The following is an 18,973-nucleotide window of genomic DNA, read 5'->3' on the forward strand; positions in this document are numbered from 1 at the left end:
GGCGCTGATGCGTGTGCTGATAGTCGATGATTCGGTGGTGACCCGCATGCTGCTGCGTTCGGTGCTGGAGAACGAGGGCTACCAGGTGGAAGAGGCTGGCAGCGGTGAGCAGGCCCTGCAGGTGTTGCAGGACTTCCTGCCGGACATCGTCACCATGGATGTGCATATGCCGGGCATGGATGGTTACGAAACCACCGAGCGGATTCTCGAACGCCATGCGCTGCCGGTGGTGGTGCTGACGGCCAGCGCCAACCCCCACGATTCGGCCACGGCCATGCGCGCCCTGTCTGCCGGCGCGCTGGCGGTGCTGGACAAACCCACCGGGCCGGCGGCCGAGGATTTCGACGAGCGCATGGCGGAGCTGCTGCGCACCCTGCGCAGCATGGTGCAGGTGAAGATCGTGCGACGTCAGCTGCCGGTTGTGGACAGTGCCCAGCCGGCCCATGCCGAGCCGGTGCGCTTGGGCGCCAGCGGCTTTGCCCCGCAGCTGGTGGCGATTGCCGCCTCGGCCGGCGGGCCACCGGCGGTCAAGGCCATCCTGCAGGGGCTGCGGTTGCCCCAGCCCTGGCCGCTGGTACTGGTGCAGCACATCGCTCCGGGCTTTCTGCCGAGCTTCCGCGACTGGCTGGCGAGCCTGTCGCCGTTGCCGGTGTGCATCGCCGAGGACGGCCAGGCGCTGGCGCCGGGCCATCTCTACCTGGCGCCGGACGGCTGTCACCTGGGCTTTGCGGCCAATCGCCATGTGCGACTGGACGACGGCCCGCCGGAGGAACATATCCGCCCTGCGGCCAATCACCTGTTCCGCACGGTGGCCAAGTACTTCGGCCGGCAGGCGGTGGCCATCCAGCTGTCCGGCATGGGCCGCGATGGCGCGCAGGGCATGCTGGAACTGAGCCGGGCCGGCTGTCAGACCCTGGTGCAGGAGCCGGGCAGTGCGCTGATCGACTCGATGCCCAAGGCGGTGATTGCCCTGCAGGCAGCCAGCCAGGTGCTGACCCCCGAAGACATCGCGACCTATCTCAACACCCTGGCCGAGCAGGTGACGGCCAGAACTGTCAAGGAACGGGGGGACTGAGCCATGTATGCGAATGCCGAAATCCTCGTCGTCGAAGACAGCCCGACCCAGGCCACCGAACTGCAGTACATGCTCGAGTCGGTCGGTTGCAAGGTGCGGGTGGCACGCAACGGCCTGGAGGCGCTGGCGCGCATCGCCGAGCGACGGCCGACCATCGTCATCAGCGATATCGTGATGCCGGAAATGGACGGCTACCAGCTCTGCCGCCAGCTCAAGAGCGCGGCGCAGACCCAGGATATCCCGGTGATCCTGGTGACCTCCCTGGCGGATGCCCGCGACGTAGTGCACGGCCTGGCGTCCGGGGCGGACAACTTCATCGTCAAGCCGTTCGACGAGAAGTACCTGATGTCGCGCATCCGTTACTTCCTGGTCAACCTCGAGCTGCGCACCCACGAGCGGGTGCAGATGGGGGTGGAGGTGGTGCTCGAGGGCGAGCGCCACTTCATCACCGCTAGCCGCCAGCAGATTCTCGATCTGCTGATCTCCACCTACGAGCAGGGCGTGCGTCTCAATCACGAGCTGCAGGTCAAGCACGACGAGCTGGCGCGCAGCAATTCGCTGCTCAACTGCCTGTTCCACTTCACCTCCGGGCTGACCGACGCCAAGAGCGAGCAGCATGTGATCGACGCGGCGCTGCGCCGCATCCTCGAGTTTCCCGATGCGGTGAGCGCCTGGCTGCTGATGGGCGATGCCAGCCGTGCCGGCGAGCAGGCACAGGTGGCCGGGGCCCGCGGCCAGGGGCACTCGCTGCAGCAGTTGCAGGCCTGTGCCAGCCGCTGCCCCTGCCGGCATGCCTGGCTGCACGACAAGCTGAGCATGCCCAGCAACATCCCTGGCTGTCCGGCGCTGACCGGGGAGGCGGGCGAGGGCACCCATGCCAGCATCCCGCTGCTGCTCGGCGGCGAGATCATCGGCATGCTCAATGTGGTGCAGAGCGGGGCGCGGGCCTGGTCTGAGGAATTACTGACCGCCTTGGCCTCGATAGGCCGGCAGCTGGCGATGGCGCTGGGACGGGTGCGCCTGTTCGAGAGCATGGAACAGCTGGTGGCGCAGCGCACCGAGGCCCTGGCGCAGAGCGAGGGCCTGCTGCGCAAGATTCTCGACAGCTTGCCGGTGGGCGTGCTGGTCACCGACCAGCAGGGCCGCCTGATCATGAGCAACCCGGAAAGCAGCACCATCTGGGGCGGCGCCCATCCGGTCGGCGACGAGGCACCGAACCGCTACCGCGGCTGGTGGGCCGACAGCGGCGAGCCGATCGAGCGCGATAGCTGGTCTATGATACGCGTGCTGCAGCAGGGGCGCGGCGCGCGCAACGAAGTCATCGATATCCAGACCTTCAAGGACGAGCACAAGACCATCCTCAACTCGGCGGTGCCTTACCACGATGCCAGCAACGTGGCGCAGGGCGCCATCGTGGTGATGCAGGACATCACCGAGCAACGCCGCCGCGACCTCGAGATCCGTCTGCGCACTCGGGCGGTGGAGGCCAGCGTGAACGCGGTGGTGATCACCGACAACCAGCAGGACGACCAGCCAATCGTCTACGTGAATCCGGCCTTCGAGCGCATCACCGGCTATTCGTCGGCCGAGGTGATGGGGCGCAACTGCCGCTTCCTGCAGGGCAACAAGGTCAACCAACCCGAGCTGCGCAGCATCCGCTGGGCCCTGCAGAACGGCGAGGAGGGCAGCGCCCAGCTGCGCAACTACCGCAAGGATGGCTCGGAGTTCTGGAACGACCTGACGGTGACGCCGGTGGTCAACGACCGCGGCAAGATCAGTCATTTCGTCGGCATCCTCCACGACATCACCGAGGGCAAACGCTACCAGGAAGAGCTCGAGCACCAGGCCAACCACGACAGCCTGACCGGCCTGCCGAACCGCAACCTGTTCAACGACCGCATCGGCCAGGCCATCGCCTTTGCCGCCCGCAGCGGTGGGCAGTTCACCCTGGCGATCATGGATATCGACCGCTTCAAGGTGGTCAACGACAGCCTCGGCCATGGCGCCGGCGACCAGTTGCTGGTGCAGGTGGCCAGCCGCCTGCAGGCCAGCGCCCGCGAGGTCGACACGGTAGCCCGCCTGGGTGGCGACGAGTTCATCATCCTGCTGGTCGAGACCGAGCAGATCGGCGAGCAGGTGAGCAGGCTGGAGCGCCTGAAACAGAGCATCGCCATGCCGGTGCTGCTCGGTGAGCAGGAAGTGGCGCTCAGCTGCAGCATCGGTTTCTGCTGCTTCCCCGGCGATGGCCGCGACGCCAGCACCCTGCTGCGCAACGCCGATACGGCGATGTACCAGGCCAAGCACCAGGGGCGTAACCGTATCTGCGCTTTCATGCCGGAAATGAACGAACAGGTGCAGAAGCGCCTGTCGATCGAGCTGGAGACACGCCTGGCTTTGCAGAACCACGAGTTTCTGGTGGTCTACCAGCCCCAGCTCGACCTGCACAACGGCCAGCTGTGCGGCTTCGAGGCGCTGGTGCGCTGGAACCGCCAGGGCAGCATGGTGCAGCCCGGCGACTTCATCCCGCTGGCCGAGGAGACCGGCTGGATCGTCGGTATCGACTTCTACGTGTTCGATGTGGTGTGCAAGCAGCTGGCCATCTGGCACGAGTCGTTCAACCAGGGGCTGAGCGTGGCGGTCAACTTCTCCGCCATCAGCTTCGCCGAGGCCAACTTTGCCGAGCGCATCCTCAGCGCGCTCAAGGCCCATGGCATTCCGGCCGCCTGGATCAAGCTGGAACTGACCGAAACCATCATGATGACCAATGCCGACGATGCCCTGGCCAAGATGGAGGCCCTTTGCGCCCAGGGCATCCGCTTCTCCATCGACGACTTCGGTACCGGCTATTCCTCGCTGGGCTACCTCAAGCGCTTCCCCTTCAGCCAGCTGAAGATCGACCGCAGCTTCGTCATGGGGGTGCTCAGCGAACCGGACAGCGCCTCGCTGACCCGTTCGATGATCTCCATCGGACACAACCTGGGGATCAAGGTCATCGCCGAAGGGGTAGAGCAGGTCGAACAGCTCAGCTTCCTGCGCGCCGCCGGCTGCGACGAGCTGCAAGGTTACTACTACTCGCCGCCCTTGCCACCGCAGGCCTGCCGGCAGTTCCTGCAGCCCGGCGCGACGCTGTCGCTGCCGGAAAACCTGTTCGACGGCGAGGCGCGCAACCTGCTGCTGGTCGACGCCTCGGCGCAGCGCCTGGACGAGCTGCAACGGGTGCTGCGCCTGGAGAATTACCAGATACTCAGCGCCACCAGTGGCGAGCAGGCCTTGCAGTTGATGGCCGGCAGCGCAGTGGACGTGGTGCTCAGCGACCTGCACCTGGCCGACATGAGCGGCGTGGAGTTCCTGCGCCGGGTCAAGAGCATCCACCCGGAAGCGATGCGCATGGCGCTGTGCGACGCCGGCGAGGTGGGCGGCCTGCTCAAGGCAGCCAACGAAGGCGTGGTATACCGCTTCATCACCCGCGCCTGGGTGGCGGAAGACGTGCGCTACCAGGTGCGCGAGGCATTCCAGCAGCGCGAGCTGTACCGCGAAAACCGCCGCCTGCGCCAGCAGCAGGGCCTGGCGTAGGGCGGCGCCACGACCATTCATGCGCCGCCGGGGGCTTGCCGGCGCAGCGCGGATGCAATTTGCCCGGTGCTCCGCTAGGATTAGCCACTTCCGCAATCCCAGTCGCGACGGTTTTTCATGAGTTATCAGGTTCTTGCACGTAAATGGCGCCCGCGCAGCTTCCGCGAGATGGTCGGCCAGACCCATGTGCTCAAGGCCCTGATCAACGCCCTGGACAGCCAGCGCCTGCACCACGCCTACCTGTTCACCGGTACCCGTGGCGTGGGCAAGACCACCATCGCGCGCATCATCGCCAAGTGCCTGAACTGCGAAACCGGCATCAGCGCCAGCCCCTGCGGCCAGTGCTCGGTGTGCCGGGAGATCGACGAGGGCCGCTTCGTTGACCTGATCGAGGTGGACGCCGCGAGCCGCACCAAGGTCGAGGACACCCGCGAACTGCTGGAGAACGTGCAGTACGCACCGAGCCGTGGGCGCTACAAGGTCTACCTGATCGACGAAGTGCACATGCTCTCCACGCACTCGTTCAACGCCCTGCTCAAGACCCTCGAAGAGCCGCCACCCCACGTCAAGTTCCTGCTGGCCACCACCGATCCGCAGAAGCTGCCGGTCACCATTCTCTCGCGCTGCCTGCAGTTCTCCCTGAAGAACATGCCGCCGGAGCGGGTGGTCGAGCACCTGACCCACGTACTGACCGCCGAGAGCGTGCCGTTCGAGGAAGACGCCCTGTGGCTGCTCGGTCGCGCCGCTGACGGCTCGATGCGCGATGCCATGAGCCTCACCGATCAGGCCATCGCTTTCGGTGAAGGCAAGGTGCTGGCCGCCGACGTGCGCGCCATGCTCGGTACCCTCGACCATGGTCAGGTCTACGGCGTTCTGCATGCCCTGCTGGAAGGCGATGCCCGCGCGCTGCTCGAAGCGGTGCGCCAGCTGGCCGAACAAGGCCCGGACTGGAGCGGCGTGCTGGCCGAGATGCTCAATGTGCTGCACCGGGTGGCCATCGCCCAGGCCCTACCGGAAGCGGTGGACAACGGCCAGGGCGACCGCGACAAAGTGCTGGCGCTGGCCCAGGCGCTGCCGGCCGAGGACGTGCAGTTCTATTACCAGATGGGCCTGATCGGCCGTCGCGACCTGCCGCTGGCGCCGGAACCGCGCAGTGGCTTCGAGATGGCCCTGTTGCGCATGTTGGCCTTCCGCCCGGCCGATGCCGATGGCGCGCCCAGGTCACCACTAAAGGATCTGGGGATCAGCAAGGCCACGGCTGACTCCTTCAACACTCCAGTGGCTGGCGCAGCCCCTGTTGCTGCGCCAGCTCCCGTTATTGCTGCAGCTGTCGCCGCACCTGTTGCCGCGGTGGCCCCAGTCGTCGCTCCAGTTGCTGCGCCGGCGCCTGTGGCTGCTCCGGCTCCGCCGCCGGCTGCAGTGGTCGAAGCGCCGCCGGCCCCTGTGGTCAGCCAACCGGTCGAGCCGGCACCTGCTGTTGCGCCTGTCGCGGCGGTCGATCTGCCCTGGGAGCCGGCAGCGCCAGCGCCTGAGTTGCCGCCCGTAGCGCAGCCCGAGCCCGTGGCGGCTCCTGTGGTGGCTGCAGCGGTAGCACCGAGCGCGCCGCCCGTCGTGGCCGAGTCGGCACCGGTGGCTTTAGCACCTGTCGCCGCACCAGCCGCAGTCGAGCCCGCGCCGCTGCCGAGCGTCAGCCAGGACAGCGATGACGACGAGCCGCCACCTGGCGACTACGACTACGCCGAGGTCGACGCGGACAGCCTCGATTACAATTTCGACGTTTCGGCGGCCGAGCCGGAAGTAGCGGCAGAGCCCCTGCCAGCGGCCATGCCGGCTACCGGCCTGGCGGCCGAGTGGCTGGATCTGTTCCCGCGCCTGGGCCTGTCCGGTATGACCGGTAGCATCGGCGCCAACTGCACGTTGATCGAAGCCAATGGCGACGACTGGCTGCTGCACCTGGATCCGGGCCATAGCGCGCTGTTCAATGCGACCCAGCAGCGTCGTCTGAACGATGCGCTCAACCAGCACCTCGGCCGCAGCATCGCGTTGCGCATCGAATTGCAGTTGCCGCAGCAGGAAACCCCGGCCCAGGCCGCTGCCCGCAAGCGCGCCGAACGTCAGCGCCAGGCGGAGCAGTCGATCCATGACGATCCGCTGGTGCAGCAGATGATTCAACAGTTCGGCGCGGTGATCCGCGCGGACTCCATCGAACCACTCAATAGCTGAGGAACTCACCATGATGAAAGGTGGCATGGCAGGCCTGATGAAGCAGGCCCAGCAGATGCAGGAAAAGATGCAGAAGATGCAGGAAGAGCTGGCCAACGCCGAAGTCACCGGCCAGTCCGGCGCCGGCCTGGTGAGCGTGGTGATGACCGGTCGCCATGACGTCAAGCGCATCACCCTGGACGACAGCCTGATGCAGGAAGACAAGGAAGTGCTGGAAGACCTGATCGCCGCGGCGGTCAACGATGCGGTGCGCAAGATCGAGCAGAACAGCCAGGACAAGATGTCTGGCATGACTGCAGGGATGCAGCTTCCCCCCGGCTTCAAAATGCCCTTCTAAAACGGGGCGTCCAGCCGCAGCACATAGCTGCGTTGCAATTCGGCCCGGGCATGCTCATTTACGGCCAGTAAACTCCGCTGCCCGTGCCGAATCGCGCCTTGCTCTGCACCGCGTCTGATCACCCCTCGCTGCGTGCGCATCCCTCAAAGCAATCTCCACCTTGGTAGCCCTTCATGAGCTTCAGTCCGCTGATCCGCCAACTGATCGATTCGCTGCGCATCCTGCCTGGAGTAGGGCAAAAGACGGCCCAGCGCATGGCGCTGCAGATGCTCGAGCGCGATCGTAGCGGCGGCCTGCGCCTGGCCCAGGCGCTGACGGCGGCGATGGAGGGGGTGGGGCATTGTTCGCGTTGCCGCACCCTGAGCGAGGACGAGCTGTGCCCGCAGTGTGCCGACCCGCGTCGCGACGACTCGCTGCTGTGCGTGGTGGAAGGGCCGCTGGATGTGTTCGCGGTGGAGCAGACCGGCTATCGCGGGCGCTATTTCGTGCTCAAGGGCCACCTGTCACCGCTCGATGGCCTGGGCCCGGAGGCCATCGGCATTCCCGAGCTGCTGGCGCGGGTCGAGGCGGGTAGCTTTAGCGAAATGATCCTCGCCACCAACCCGACGGTGGAGGGCGAGGCCACCGCGCATTACATCGCCCAACTGCTCAGCGGCAAGGCCATCGTCCTGTCGCGCATCGCCCATGGCGTACCGCTGGGTGGCGAGCTGGAGCTGGTGGACGGCGGCACCCTGGCCCATGCCCTGGCCGGCCGCCGACCGATGGCCGGCTGACTCAGGCCGACGCCGCCAGAGCCTGCAGGGCCGGCAACGCCATCTCGTAGGCACACCATTTCTGTTCCGGCTGGCCACCCTGGCGCTGGTAGAAGCGTTCCGCCGCCTGGTTGCCGCGCAGCACATCCCATTGCAGACGCCCCGCGTTCTGGCTCAGCGCCCAGGCGGCCACGCGCGCCAGCAGGCGCCGGCCCAGGCCCGCGTCGCGCTGGCCGGGAACCACGTACAGCTCCTTGAGGCGGATGTTCGGGCGCAGGTCGTAGGTGAAGGGAATCGCCAGCGCCACGGCATAGCCGAGCAGCTCGCCCGCCGCCTCGGCGACGAAGATCCGGCATTGGGCGCGGGGGCCGAAGGCACGCTGCTGCAGGGCCGCAGCATCGACGGCGAACGCCGCCAGGTAGTCCTCGAAGGCCGCCAGTTCGCGCATCAGCCCCAGCAGTGCGGGGATGTCCGCCCGGCGTGCCGGGCGGATGCGGGCGCCGCTCAACAGGCGCAGCCGATGGCCTGGCCGGCGGCGGACGGCAGCACTGCGGCGCCGTCCGTCAGGCTCAGGCCTTCGTCGAGCCAGCCAGTGACGCCGCCGAGCATTTCCTTCACCGCGAAGCCCAGGCTGGCCAGGCGCACGGCGCTGCGGTGCACGCCGTTGCAGTGCGGGCCGGCGCAGTAGACGACGAACAGGGTGTCGCGCGGGTAGGCGGCCATGCGTTCGGCGCTCATCAACCGGTGCGGGATATTGATCGCGCCGGGGACGTGGCCCTGGGCATAGGCCTCGGCGCTGCGCACATCGACCAGCACATAGTCGACGCTGCCGGCCTGCTGGCTGGCGTACACGTCGGAGCAGTCGGTCTCGAAGGCCAGGCGATTGCTGAAGTGCATCAGCGCGACGGAGGGCAGGGCGGCGGGGATCTGGCGGACAAGGCTGGACATGCGGTGACTCCTGATGGGTGGGCTGTGTCGCCACTGTATTGCCGCGCCCGGGCAGGCTACAGTGGCGGGCAAGACAGTTATCGGTAGATTTCCGCCAAATGCATGATGATCCCGGCCTGGTGGCCATCCTCGCCTACGACGGCCTGTGCACCTTCGAATTCGGTATCGCCGTGGAGATCTTCGGCCTGCCGCGCCCGGAGTTCGACTTCCCCTGGTATCGCCACCGCATCGTCGGCCTGGAGCAGGGGCCGATGCGCGCCATGGGCGGCATCCAGGTGTCGGCCGACTGCGGCCTGGAGGGACTGCAGGCGGCACGCACCATCATCATTCCCGGCTGGCGCGACCGCGCCGAAGCGCCGCCCGAGCACCTGCTGGAACTGTTGCGCGAGGCTCACGGACGCGGGGCGCGCCTGCTGTCGATCTGTTCCGGGGTGTTTGTCCTGGCGGCTACCGGCCTGCTCGATGGTCGACGGGCAACCACCCACTGGCGCTATACCGACGAGCTGGCCCGGCGCTTTCCGGCCATCGAGGTGGATCCCGCGGTGCTCTACGTGGATGCCGGGCAGCTGATCACCTCGGCCGGTAGCGCCGCCGGCATCGATGCCTGCCTACATCTGGTAGCGCGGGATTTCGGTACCGCGGTGGCCAACCGGGTGGCGCAGCGCCTGGTGATGGCGCCACAGCGTGCCGGCGGCCAGGCGCAGTTCATTCCCGCCCCGGTGGCCCAGGCCGTGCGCCACGACCTGTCCGCCCTGCTGGAGTGGGTACGCCAGCATTTGTCCGAGCCGCTGGAGGTCAGCCAGCTGGCTCGGCGGGTGGCGATGAGCGAGCGCACCTTCCTGCGCCGCTTCAGCGATGCCACCGGCATGTCGCCCAAGGCCTGGTTGCAGCATGAGCGCATGGCCCGGGCACGCCTGCTGCTGGAGGGTGGGGCGCAGAGCATCGAGCGGGTCGCCGAGCAGTGCGGCTTCCGTACCGTGGAAGGCTTTCGCCTTGCCTTTCGCAACAGCGTCGGGCTGGCGCCTGCCGCCTATCGCGAGCGTTTCGGTACGGCGCTGAGCGACGGCTGATAGAGCAGGTGGCCTGCCCGTAAGCGCGGGCTAGTTGAAACCGGACGACTCCGGCGCCTGGCTGCGATAGAACTGCACGGCATCGATGAAGCGCTCGGCCTGCGTGCGGCTGTCCATGGAGAAACCCTGCAGCGCCTGGCCATCGGCGCGGAACAGCTGCACCGTGTAGCGGCCGAACAGCTTGTACATGTGCAGCGAGTCGATGCTGTTGAAGTAGATACGCTCACTGGCATCGCTCGTCACCGGCTTGCCCGCCGCGCCGGGCGCGTCGAAGCCCATGTAGTACTGGTCGATGTACACCGAATCGGGGCGCAGCGTCTGCGGTTGCGCCATCACCACCTGCTTGATCACCGCGTAGGCATCCTGTTCGCTGATGCTTTGCGGCGCATAGTCGACCAGCGTCGAACTGCAGCCCGTGACCAGCAGGGCCAGCAGTGCCATCCAGAACCTGCGCATGGAGTTCTCCTTGGGGGCGGAGGGGTATTACAAGCATAGCCAGCGACTCGTCATCACTCGCCGAGCGCGCGGACAAGGTCGATGAGCAGCGGCCGTGGCTGGCTGAAACCTGCATGCTAGAGGTTCATGCGGATTAGCTCTTGAAAACCAAGCAAGCGCTCGGTTAGGGTGAATAAAACAATAAACGAGAGCTACCCGATGAGCGCCTTCCAGGAATATTTCGACGATTCCCACCAACTGGTTCGCGACTCGGTGCGCCGTTTCGTCGAGCGGGAGATCCTGCCTCACGTGGCGGACTGGGAGGAGGCCGAGGAATTTCCCCGCGAGCTGTACCAGAAGGCCGGCGCCGCCGGCATCCTCGGCATCGGTTACCCGGAACAGTATGGCGGCAGCCACGAGGGCGACCTGTTCGCCAAGGTGGCGGCCAGCGAGGAGCTGATGCGCTCAGGCTCCGGCGGCCTGGTTGCCGGCCTCGGCTCGCTGGATATCGGCTTGCCGCCGGTGCTCAAGTGGGCGCGACCGGAGGTGCGCGACAGGGTCGTACCGCAGGTACTAGCCGGCGAGAAGATCATGGCCCTGGCGGTCACCGAACCCTCCGGCGGCTCCGACGTCGCCAGTCTCAAGACCCGTGCCGTGCGCGATGGCGACTTCTACCGCGTGACCGGTAGCAAGACCTTCATCACCAGCGGCGTACGCGCCGACTACTACACCGTGGCGGTGCGCACTGGTGGCGAAGGCTTTGGTGGGGTCAGCCTGCTGCTGATCGAGAAGGGCACACCGGGCTTCAGCGTCGGCCGCAAGCTGAAGAAGATGGGCTGGTGGGCCTCGGACACCGCCGAACTGTTCTTCGACGACTGCAAGGTACCGGTGGGCAACCTGATCGGCATGGAGAACATGGGCTTCGCCGGGATCATGGCCAACTTCCAGAGTGAGCGCCTGAGCCTGGCGCTGATGGCCAACATGACCGCGCAACTGGCCTTGGAAGAGTCGCTGCGCTGGGGGCGCGAGCGCGAAGCCTTCGGCAAGCCGATCGGCAAGTTCCAGGTACTCAAGCACCGCCTGGCCGAGATGGCCACCGAGCTGGAAGTGTCGCGCGAGTTCACATATCGCCAGGCCGCCAAGATGGCCGCCGGCAAAAGCGTGGTGAAGGAAATCTCCATGGCCAAGAATTTCGCCACCGACATCGCCGACCGCATCACCTACGACGCGGTACAGATCATGGGTGGCATGGGCTACATGCGCGAAAGCCTGGTCGAGCGGCTATACCGCGACAACCGCATCCTCTCCATCGGCGGCGGTACCCGCGAAGTGATGAACGAGATCATCAGCAAGCAGATGGGCCTCTAGAACGGTCGTTCTGGACAGACTCGGGGCGAATTAGTAGCTTCCACTGATCCGCCCTGCCTGGGCGACAGGCTTGCCGTGGCCATGTCGTTTTTCTTTTTGCTGGTTGGCCGTACTTTTTCGTTAGGCTGCAGGCAAATCAACGACTTGTAGAGCGACAAGGAACGTTATCCGACACAAGTGGCGTAAAAAATTACCCCGCATGTGTCGTCTACTTATAGTTATGCACTAGGGCAACACTGATGGCAGGGCCAACGGCAGCGATTCTTTTTAAACAGCATACGAATGACGTGTTTCTGGCTGAAGTTAAAGATCTAATCGAAAAAAACGCCGAAGAAGTTCGCGGTCATAACTTCTGGTCGGACGGCATGCCATTTATCTTTTCACTTGAGTGGGAGTGGGAAGGAGAGAAAGAGTCCTATTCAGAGCTAAAACGATTTACCGCATGGTGTCCTGAGAGTCAGTTGGTACTTGCGGCAATGTGCAATGGTGATGAAGACCATATAAAACTCGGAGAGCTATGTGCACTATTTGCCACTAAATTAAGTGGCGTTGTATATTTCGGATTGCCACTCTCGCAATACACAAGCGACGAAAGCATATTGTGCCATCAAGAGCACTTCATTCTCGATGACACAAGTTTGATGGGGGCGCAACTCATGAAAAAATGGCTTTCACACCCAGATTTTCGCATGGTGAAATAGTGCATAACAATTCAATCGAGTACGTGCGGGCTACGCCCGCACCGGACGCGCTGCCGCGCGCCGCTCATTTCAAACGTTAGGCGCTTAAGAGAAAGTTATGCAAAACCTCAAGGAAGAATCAATTAAAGCCACAGAGCTCCTAAAAGGCCGCAAAGTGCAGGCCGTAGTCCGCCATACCCCTTCAGAGGTGTTAATACAGTTCACCGACGGCACGCGACTTTTCATCGATGTCAGCAACGAAGAGCTAGAGCTCTCTATAACAGGCATCAAGTAAGGCGAAACCAAATGCAACATATACGAGCTTAAGCGCCTAACAATGCGCACAACTGTCGCTCACTTCGTTCGCTGGACGTCCAAAAGCTGCGCTTTTGTCCGCCCGTTAGCTTAATCGTTAGGAGCTTTTGTGGAGTCTGTGCAGCTCAATCAAGCGTTCCTTAGCCATACACCAATTTCTGGTGTGGCCTATCAGCATAATGATTTCGTGCTTGTCGTAAGTGGCGCGCACGCCGGCAGCAAAGGCTCGCTAGCTTCTCTTATATCTCTCAGCCCAGAACCAACATTTATTCTGGAGCTGGAATCCGGTTTCGATGTAGAAATCAAACAATCGGAGCTCGCGCATGCAGTCTCCTAACAATGCGCTCAACTATCGCTCACGTCCGTTCGCTGGACGTCCAAAAGCTGCGCTTTTAGCCGCCCGTTAGCTTAATCGTTAGGCCGCTTTTCGAGAGAGGTGCTTGAGATGGAACTATCTGATTCCCTAAATACCATGCATCGTGGCTTCAGGACGTCTGTCCAGTTGCTGATGAGCTACCTCCAGGATATGGGAGATGCCATCAAAAAAATTCAGAAGCAACACGAGGAGATCGTCGGCAAGCTTGAGGCGGCTAAGTCTGGAGTGCCCGATCCCAGCCCGCCAAATCTAGGCGAAAAAACGATTCAACTGGATCTGAACGACGAGCAGATTAAGCTGCTCACGGACGTGATGAAGTCCGCACAAAGCCAAAAATCTTCCTATCCGAATCTCACGTTCAGGATGTCGTTCGTTTATCTGGTCGCCACTTTTGATGCGTTTATAGCAGATGTCTTCTTGGAAGTCGCAAGAGCACGGCCGGAAATACTAAAAACCTCAAAGAAACAATTGCCCTACGATAGGCTTTTAGAGTTTCAATCGCTTGATGAACTAGTGAGCTTCATTGCAAGTCGTGAGCTCAACGAGCTGGGCTATAAATCAATAAAGGATCAAAGCGACTACTACCAAGATCGATTTGGAGTTGCGCTGCAAGATTCTGGTATCTTATTAGCTGAGCTTACAGAGCTCAGGGCTGCTCGAAATCTCTTGGTGCACAACAACGGCCTTGTCAATCACATCTACTTGGAGCAAGTGTCAGGAAGCAAATACAAAGCAGGTGACAATGTCCAGGTCGATTCCGACTACTTCAACCGCGCGGTGAAGAGCTTTCAAGCTGTGGCCTCATTTGTTACAGCAAAGCTGATAGAGAAGCATGCAGCCAAACTGCCTAGTGGCGCGGCCTAACCAATCGCTGCAGGCGCGGCAGCCCTGAAGGGCCGCGGCCTGAGCTCAAACATTATGCCCAATATCTGAACCAAATCAGAGAGCTCAAAATGCAAAGGACTCATGTCACAGAAGCAGAGCTACAGCATTGGATAGCAAAAAACCACAGGCTAACTCCAAAGCTAGAAAAAATGCGTAGTTCGGAAATATTTAAAGAGGGCCACACTCTCTACGCTCTAATCCTCCTTTATCGAGATCAAGCAATAATAAACTGGCTATCTGGATTGACTTGTGAATCCAGACAGGAATTAGCAAAGGTCAGCGAAACGTACAATCTATTGCTAGATTTATTTTGCGTAAAAAAATCAAAAAATACGCCCAGGATTTCTTAGCCATGCTTTTTATCTACCGATTACCTGCACAATTCTTGGGGCTGAAGAAGCAAGGCGTAATGAAATATGCAAAAAAACAATTTCATTGCTCTCAAATATTGAGGACGCCTACTTCACAAACTTCTTTATGGCTCTTGCCTATTTATCAATAAGCGATACTAAAAATGCAGGTTTATGCGCCAAATTGGCTTTGCTTGCAGATAAAGTTTGGAATAGAGGTCTTTTGGAGCTAATAATATGCATATCTGTAAACGATCAGAACGGAATTTCTTTCGCTTGGGCAATGGCGCTAGCTGACTTCCACCAAGAGTCTATAGCAGAAAACGAGTCCATGCCCGAGTCTGCTCTATTCCTTGACGGCTTAGCTCTTCTAAAACTAAATAAATTAATAAATGGCGCTATCTTTACGCCTAAGTGTGACGACGAAAAAGCTCCGTTGGCATATGTATATGAAGCCACGAGCAAAGCATAACAATTCGCTCAACTATCGCTCACTTCGTTCGCTGGACGCCCAAAAGCTGTGCTTTATCCGCCCGTTAGCTTAATCGTTATACGCAGTGCCTAAATATCGCCGATGTTGACCTCAGCCTGAGGCGGCTGCCCGTAGCGAGTTCGCCAATTGCATTCGGTTGGCTGCTAGCAGCAGTTTTGCCTTCTATCAAAAGCACCAAGCGCCGCATCAGCACTCGCTGCAAGATCTGCTGTGTGACTTGGCCAGCTACATTCAGGTCGGTGTCAGGTATGGCGCTGCAGCTCGGGCGATCGTGCAGGCGGGTTAGCTGGCCGGCGGTATTTATCCGCCCTTGGCGATTTCCACTTTCTTTCAGGTAGTGCCGCGATGAATTACCGAAACAGCATGCTGGTGTCCCTTTTTCTCCTGGCGTCCTCCTCTGCCTTCGCCGCTGGCGGTACGGGGGAGTACGAGCTCGACTGGCCCGTGCAGGGTGAGACCCTGGCCTATCGCTCCTGTGGCTGTGGCGATGCCTGCTGGGTGGCCGAGGTGCGTGAGCGGGCTTCGCAGCAGGTGCGGGCGAGTCTGAGCTGCGACTGCAGCGATCTGGCCTATGCCGAGGGGGAGGGCGAGCGGCAGGCGTTGGGCGAGTCCTGTGCGGTGCTCAATGGCAGTGCAGACAAGGCCGCGTCGATTGCCGAGCGGCTGCGCCAGTTGCAGGCCAGGTAGCGGTTAGCGTTCGTCGAGGGCGAAGGCGGTCAGGCTGAAGGTGGGGATGCCGCTGTCCTGCAGTTTCTGCGAGCCGCCCAGTTCGGGCAGGTCGATGATCGCAGCGGCTTCGTGCACGCGGGCGCCCATGCGCCGCACCAGGCGAGCGGCAGCGAGGAGGGTGCCACCGGTGGCGATCAGGTCATCGAAGATCAGTACCGAGTCACCTTCGCACAGGCTGTCGGCGTGTACTTCGAGGAGGGCTTCACCGTACTCGGTCTGGTAGCTCTCGGCCAGCACATCGGCCGGTAGCTTGCCCTGTTTGCGGAACAGGATCAGCGGCTTGTTCAACTCGTAGGCGATGATCGAGCCGATCAGGAAGCCGCGGGCATCCATGGCGGCGACGTGGCTGAAGTCGCTTTCCACGTAGCGCTGGATGAAGCTGTCGGCCACCAGGCGCAGGGCCCGTGGCGATTGGAACAACGGGGTAATGTCGCGAAACACCACGCCGGGTTTGGGGAAGTCGGGTACCGGGCGAATCAGGGATTTGATGCTGAAGTCGTCGAAGATCATGCGGCTGTCCTCTGATCGGCCAGGAAGTGGCTAAGTATCAGCCATCCATGCGGCCGCCGGCCAGTGCGCACAGCTCGATCGGGTCGAGAATCTGCACTTCCTTGCCTTCGGCATTGATCAGGTTGTTCTGCTGGAAGCGGGTGAACACCCGCGACACGGTTTCCACGGCCAGGCCCAGGTAGTTGCCGAGTTCGTTGCGCGACATGGCCAGGCGGAACTGGTTGGCTGAGAAGCCGCGGGCGCGGAAGCGCGCGGAGAGGTTGACCAGGAAGGTGGCGATGCGCTCGTCGGCGGTCTTCTTCGACAGCAGCAGCATCATCTGTTGGTCATCGCGGATCTCGCGGCTCATCACGCGCATCAGTTGGCGGCGCAGTTGCGGCAGTTGCACGGCCAGTTCGTCGAGGCGCTCGAAGGGGATTTCGCACACCGAGGTGGTTTCCAGGGCCTGGGCCGATACCGGGTAGAGCTCAGTGTCGACGCCGGACAGGCCGACCAGTTCGCTGGGCAGGTGGAAGCCGGTGATCTGTTCTTCGCCGCCATCGCTCAGGGTGAAGGTTTTCAGGGCGCCGGCGCGCACGGCAAACACCGAGTTGAAGGCATCGCCCTGGCGGAACAGGAATTCGCCTTTCTTCAGCGGGCGGCCGCGTTTGACGATGTGATCGAGGGCATCCATGTCTTCCAGGTTCAGCGACAGCGGTAGGCACAGAGGGGCCAGACTGCACTCCTTGCAATGGGCTTGATGCGGGGTGTGCACCTTGATGGTCTCGGGCATCGCGCAAATTTCCTGCTGGCTAAACACGTATGAAATGCAAGGTTACCGCATGCCCGCGCTCTATCGCCAGTTTCCTGCGGTTGCAGCCTGACTTGTTGTTCAAGATTCTGCGGTGCTGACCGATAAGGCCGTTGAGTCAACTGCAGGAGTCGAGCTCATGCTGCGAATGGATGTGGGTGGCCTGACCGAGCGCCTGAGCCTGGGCCTGCAGCGCCAGGAGCGGCGCGAGGCGGGCGAGATGGCGACGCCCGAGGAGGTGAGCGCCAGCCTGCGTGTCAGCCTGTCGGAGTTGGGGCGGATCCGCTCGACGGCGAAGAACGACGATATCGACGACAGCGACCTGCCGGACACCATCAAGGAAATCCTCAAGACTATCCGCGCGCTCAAGCAGCAGATTGCCGAGAAGCAGGCCGAGCTGGAAGCGTTGATGGCCGAGCCGGGGCTTGATGCGGAAACCCGGCGGGCACGGGCCGAGGCGCTGCAGATGGAGCTGTCCGAGCTACAGAGCGCGCTGAGCAATGCCAGCGTCAATCTGCTCAAGGCCATGCGCGAGGCGCAGCTGAGCGACGAGCAGATGCAGACGGCAACCCAGTTGGCCATGCGCTGAGAGCCTGTTCAGAGTCAGATCACCCGGGAGAAACGTTGCAGGTTCTGCTGCTCCAGGTAGTGGTCGAACAGCATGCACAGCGAGCGTACCAGCAGGCGCCCGGCCGGCAGCACGGCGATGTGGCGCATGTCCAGTTCGATCAGGCCGTCGCGTGCCATCTGTTCCAGCTGTGGCCAGATCGGCGCGAAGTAGGCGTAGAAGTCGATATTGAACAGCTCCTCGATCTCGGCAAATTCCAGCTGGAACTGGCAGATCAGCTGCTGGATCACGGCGCGACGGATGCGGTCGTCGGCGTTGCAGTGCAGGCCGCGCAGGGTGGCCAGCTGGGTGTTGTCCAGGCTCTGCTGGTAGTTGCTCAGGTCGCTGCTGTTCTGGCAGTAGAGGTCGCCGATCTGGCTGATGGCCGAGACGCCGAGGCCGAGCAGGTCGCAGTGGCCGTGGGTGGTGTAGCCCTGGAAGTTGCGCTGCAGGCTGCCGTCCTCCTGGGCGGTGGCCAGTTCGTCGTCGGGCAGGGCGAAGTGATCCATGCCGATATAGCGATAGCCGGCGGTCGTCAGTTGCTCGATGCTGCCTTGCAGCATGGCCAGCTTGTCCGCTGGGGCGGGCAGCTCGTCAGGGTTGATGCGGCGCTGCGGGGGGAAGCGTTCGGGCAGGTGGGCGTAGTTGAACAGCGACAGGCGATCAGGCTGCAGGGCGATGACTTCGCTCACGGTGCGGGCGAAGCTCTCCGGGGTCTGCCGCGGCAGGCCGTAGATCAGGTCGATGCTGACCGAGCGAAATTGCAGGGTGCGCGCCGCCTCGACTATGGCGCGGGTCTGCTCCAGGCTCTGCAGGCGGTTGATGGCGCGCTGCACATGCGGGTCGAGATCCTGCACGCCGAGGCTGACGCGGTTGAAGCCCAGCTCGCGCAGCAGGCCCATGGTCGGCCAGTCTGCCTCGCGCGGGTCGATCTCGATGCCGTAGTCGCCGCTGTCGTCGTCGAGCAGCTGGAAGTGCTTGCGCAGGTGCTCCATCAGCCGGCGCAGCTCGTCGTGGCTGAGGAAGGTCGGGGTGCCGCCGCCGAGGTGCAGCTGCTCGACCCGTTGGCGGCTGTCGAGGTGGCGGCCGAGCAGCTCGATCTCGCGCTCCAGACGCTCCAGGTAAGGCTGCGAGCGTCCGCGATCCTTGGTGATGACCTTGTTGCAGCCGCAGTAGTAGCAGATGTTGGCGCAGAACGGCACGTGCACGTACAGCGATAGCGGACGCAGCGCCCGGCGGCTGTCGCGCAGGGCGTGCAGCAGGTCGAAGGGGCCGACCTGGCTATGGAACTGCAGGGCCGTGGGGTAGGAGGTGTAACGTGGACCGGGGTGGTCGTAGCGACGGATCAGGTTGGCGTCCCAGCGGATGGCGTCGAGCATGCAGGCAGTCCCAGGAGTAGCGATGTTGGCCAGTCTAGGGAGGCGTGGCGGGGGCGGTCTTGACCTGCATCAAGGCCA

20 protein-coding genes are annotated in these 18,973 nt (G+C 62.8%); 14 read left to right on the top strand and 6 right to left on the bottom strand.

Features of this window, described 5'->3' with window-relative positions:
* Positions 1-7: 7 nt before the first annotated feature.
* The 5 genes from A9179_RS09575 (at position 8) to recR (ending at position 7,981) form a co-directional block, all read left to right on the top strand.
* Positions 8-1,075 (top strand): chemotaxis protein CheB, encoded by a 1,068-nt coding sequence (locus A9179_RS09575; RefSeq protein WP_187805587.1) that lies wholly within the window; start codon positions 8-10, stop codon positions 1,073-1,075.
* Between the two features lie 3 nt (positions 1,076-1,078).
* Positions 1,079-4,648 (top strand): EAL domain-containing protein, encoded by a 3,570-nt coding sequence (locus tag A9179_RS09580; protein WP_187805588.1) that lies wholly within the window; start codon positions 1,079-1,081, stop codon positions 4,646-4,648.
* A gap of 117 nt (positions 4,649-4,765) precedes the next feature.
* Positions 4,766-6,871 (top strand): DNA polymerase III subunit gamma/tau, encoded by a 2,106-nt coding sequence (dnaX, locus tag A9179_RS09585; RefSeq protein ID WP_187805589.1) that lies wholly within the window; start codon positions 4,766-4,768, stop codon positions 6,869-6,871.
* Positions 6,872-6,881: 10 nt separating this feature from the next.
* Complete coding sequence (locus A9179_RS09590; protein ID WP_187805590.1) at positions 6,882-7,208, top strand: YbaB/EbfC family nucleoid-associated protein; 327 nt, start codon at positions 6,882-6,884, stop codon at positions 7,206-7,208.
* Positions 7,209-7,381: 173 nt separating this feature from the next.
* Positions 7,382-7,981, top strand: coding sequence for a recombination mediator RecR (recR, locus tag A9179_RS09595; protein WP_187805591.1), 600 nt, complete (start codon positions 7,382-7,384; stop codon positions 7,979-7,981).
* 1 nt (position 7,982) lies between these two features.
* On the opposite strand, the gene A9179_RS09600 is transcribed toward recR, so the two are convergent.
* Positions 7,983-8,468, bottom strand: a complete 486-nt coding sequence (locus A9179_RS09600) for a GNAT family N-acetyltransferase (protein WP_262410563.1) — start codon at positions 8,466-8,468, stop codon at positions 7,983-7,985.
* Entirely contained in the window at positions 8,465-8,908 is a 444-nt protein-coding gene (locus A9179_RS09605) for a rhodanese-like domain-containing protein (protein WP_187805592.1), read from the bottom strand. Before A9179_RS09605 ends, A9179_RS09600 begins: the two co-directional genes overlap by 4 nt.
* 98 nt (positions 8,909-9,006) lie before the next feature.
* Between A9179_RS09605 and ftrA the strand changes: the two genes are divergently transcribed.
* Positions 9,007-9,978 (top strand): transcriptional regulator FtrA, encoded by a 972-nt coding sequence (gene ftrA / locus A9179_RS09610; RefSeq protein ID WP_187805593.1) that lies wholly within the window; start codon positions 9,007-9,009, stop codon positions 9,976-9,978.
* A gap of 30 nt (positions 9,979-10,008) precedes the next feature.
* Here ftrA and A9179_RS09615 read toward each other — a convergent pair whose 3' ends face one another.
* Positions 10,009-10,434, bottom strand: a complete 426-nt coding sequence (locus A9179_RS09615; RefSeq protein WP_187805594.1) for a hypothetical protein — start codon at positions 10,432-10,434, stop codon at positions 10,009-10,011.
* Positions 10,435-10,632: 198 nt separating this feature from the next.
* Between A9179_RS09615 and A9179_RS09620 the strand changes: the two genes are divergently transcribed.
* From A9179_RS09620 to A9179_RS09650, 7 genes are all read left to right on the top strand, one after another.
* Positions 10,633-11,781 carry an acyl-CoA dehydrogenase family protein gene (locus A9179_RS09620; RefSeq protein WP_187805595.1) on the top strand — a complete coding sequence of 383 codons (1,149 nt, stop codon included), beginning with the start codon at positions 10,633-10,635 and terminating at the stop codon, positions 11,779-11,781.
* Positions 11,782-12,020: 239 nt separating this feature from the next.
* Positions 12,021-12,482, top strand: a complete 462-nt coding sequence (locus tag A9179_RS09625; protein ID WP_187805596.1) for a DUF6368 family protein — start codon at positions 12,021-12,023, stop codon at positions 12,480-12,482.
* 97 nt (positions 12,483-12,579) lie between these two features.
* Entirely contained in the window at positions 12,580-12,756 is a 177-nt protein-coding gene (locus A9179_RS09630; protein ID WP_187805597.1) for a hypothetical protein, read from the top strand.
* 129 nt (positions 12,757-12,885) lie between these two features.
* Positions 12,886-13,113, top strand: a complete 228-nt coding sequence (locus A9179_RS09635; RefSeq protein ID WP_187805031.1) for a hypothetical protein — start codon at positions 12,886-12,888, stop codon at positions 13,111-13,113.
* 108 nt (positions 13,114-13,221) lie between these two features.
* A complete protein-coding gene (locus tag A9179_RS09640) occupies positions 13,222-14,016 on the top strand; it encodes a hypothetical protein (protein ID WP_187805598.1) in 795 nt (264 codons plus the stop codon).
* A 498-nt stretch (positions 14,017-14,514) separates the two neighbouring features.
* Entirely contained in the window at positions 14,515-14,859 is a 345-nt protein-coding gene (locus A9179_RS09645; RefSeq protein ID WP_187805599.1) for a hypothetical protein, read from the top strand.
* Between the two features lie 384 nt (positions 14,860-15,243).
* Positions 15,244-15,567, top strand: a complete 324-nt coding sequence (locus A9179_RS09650; protein ID WP_187805600.1) for a hypothetical protein — start codon at positions 15,244-15,246, stop codon at positions 15,565-15,567.
* 3 nt (positions 15,568-15,570) lie between these two features.
* Here the strand turns inward: A9179_RS09650 and A9179_RS09655 are convergent, their stop codons facing one another.
* Together A9179_RS09655 and fnr are read right to left on the bottom strand one after the other, a co-directional pair.
* Positions 15,571-16,119 (bottom strand): adenine phosphoribosyltransferase, encoded by a 549-nt coding sequence (locus A9179_RS09655; protein WP_187805601.1) that lies wholly within the window; start codon positions 16,117-16,119, stop codon positions 15,571-15,573.
* Positions 16,120-16,156: 37 nt separating this feature from the next.
* Positions 16,157-16,891, bottom strand: coding sequence for a fumarate/nitrate reduction transcriptional regulator Fnr (gene fnr / locus A9179_RS09660; protein WP_187805602.1), 735 nt, complete (start codon positions 16,889-16,891; stop codon positions 16,157-16,159).
* A gap of 157 nt (positions 16,892-17,048) precedes the next feature.
* Between fnr and A9179_RS09665 the strand changes: the two genes are divergently transcribed.
* Positions 17,049-17,498 (top strand): hypothetical protein, encoded by a 450-nt coding sequence (locus A9179_RS09665; protein WP_187805603.1) that lies wholly within the window; start codon positions 17,049-17,051, stop codon positions 17,496-17,498.
* Positions 17,499-17,512: 14 nt separating this feature from the next.
* Here the strand turns inward: A9179_RS09665 and hemN are convergent, their stop codons facing one another.
* Positions 17,513-18,895: an oxygen-independent coproporphyrinogen III oxidase gene (hemN, locus tag A9179_RS09670; protein ID WP_187805604.1), complete on the bottom strand. Its 1,383-nt coding sequence runs from the start codon at positions 18,893-18,895 to the stop codon at positions 17,513-17,515.
* Positions 18,896-18,973: the final 78 nt, after the last annotated feature.

Origin of the sequence: Pseudomonas alcaligenes (genome assembly GCF_014490745.1) — a bacterium.
In the GTDB taxonomy this organism is placed as follows: domain Bacteria; phylum Pseudomonadota; class Gammaproteobacteria; order Pseudomonadales; family Pseudomonadaceae; genus Aquipseudomonas; species Aquipseudomonas alcaligenes_C.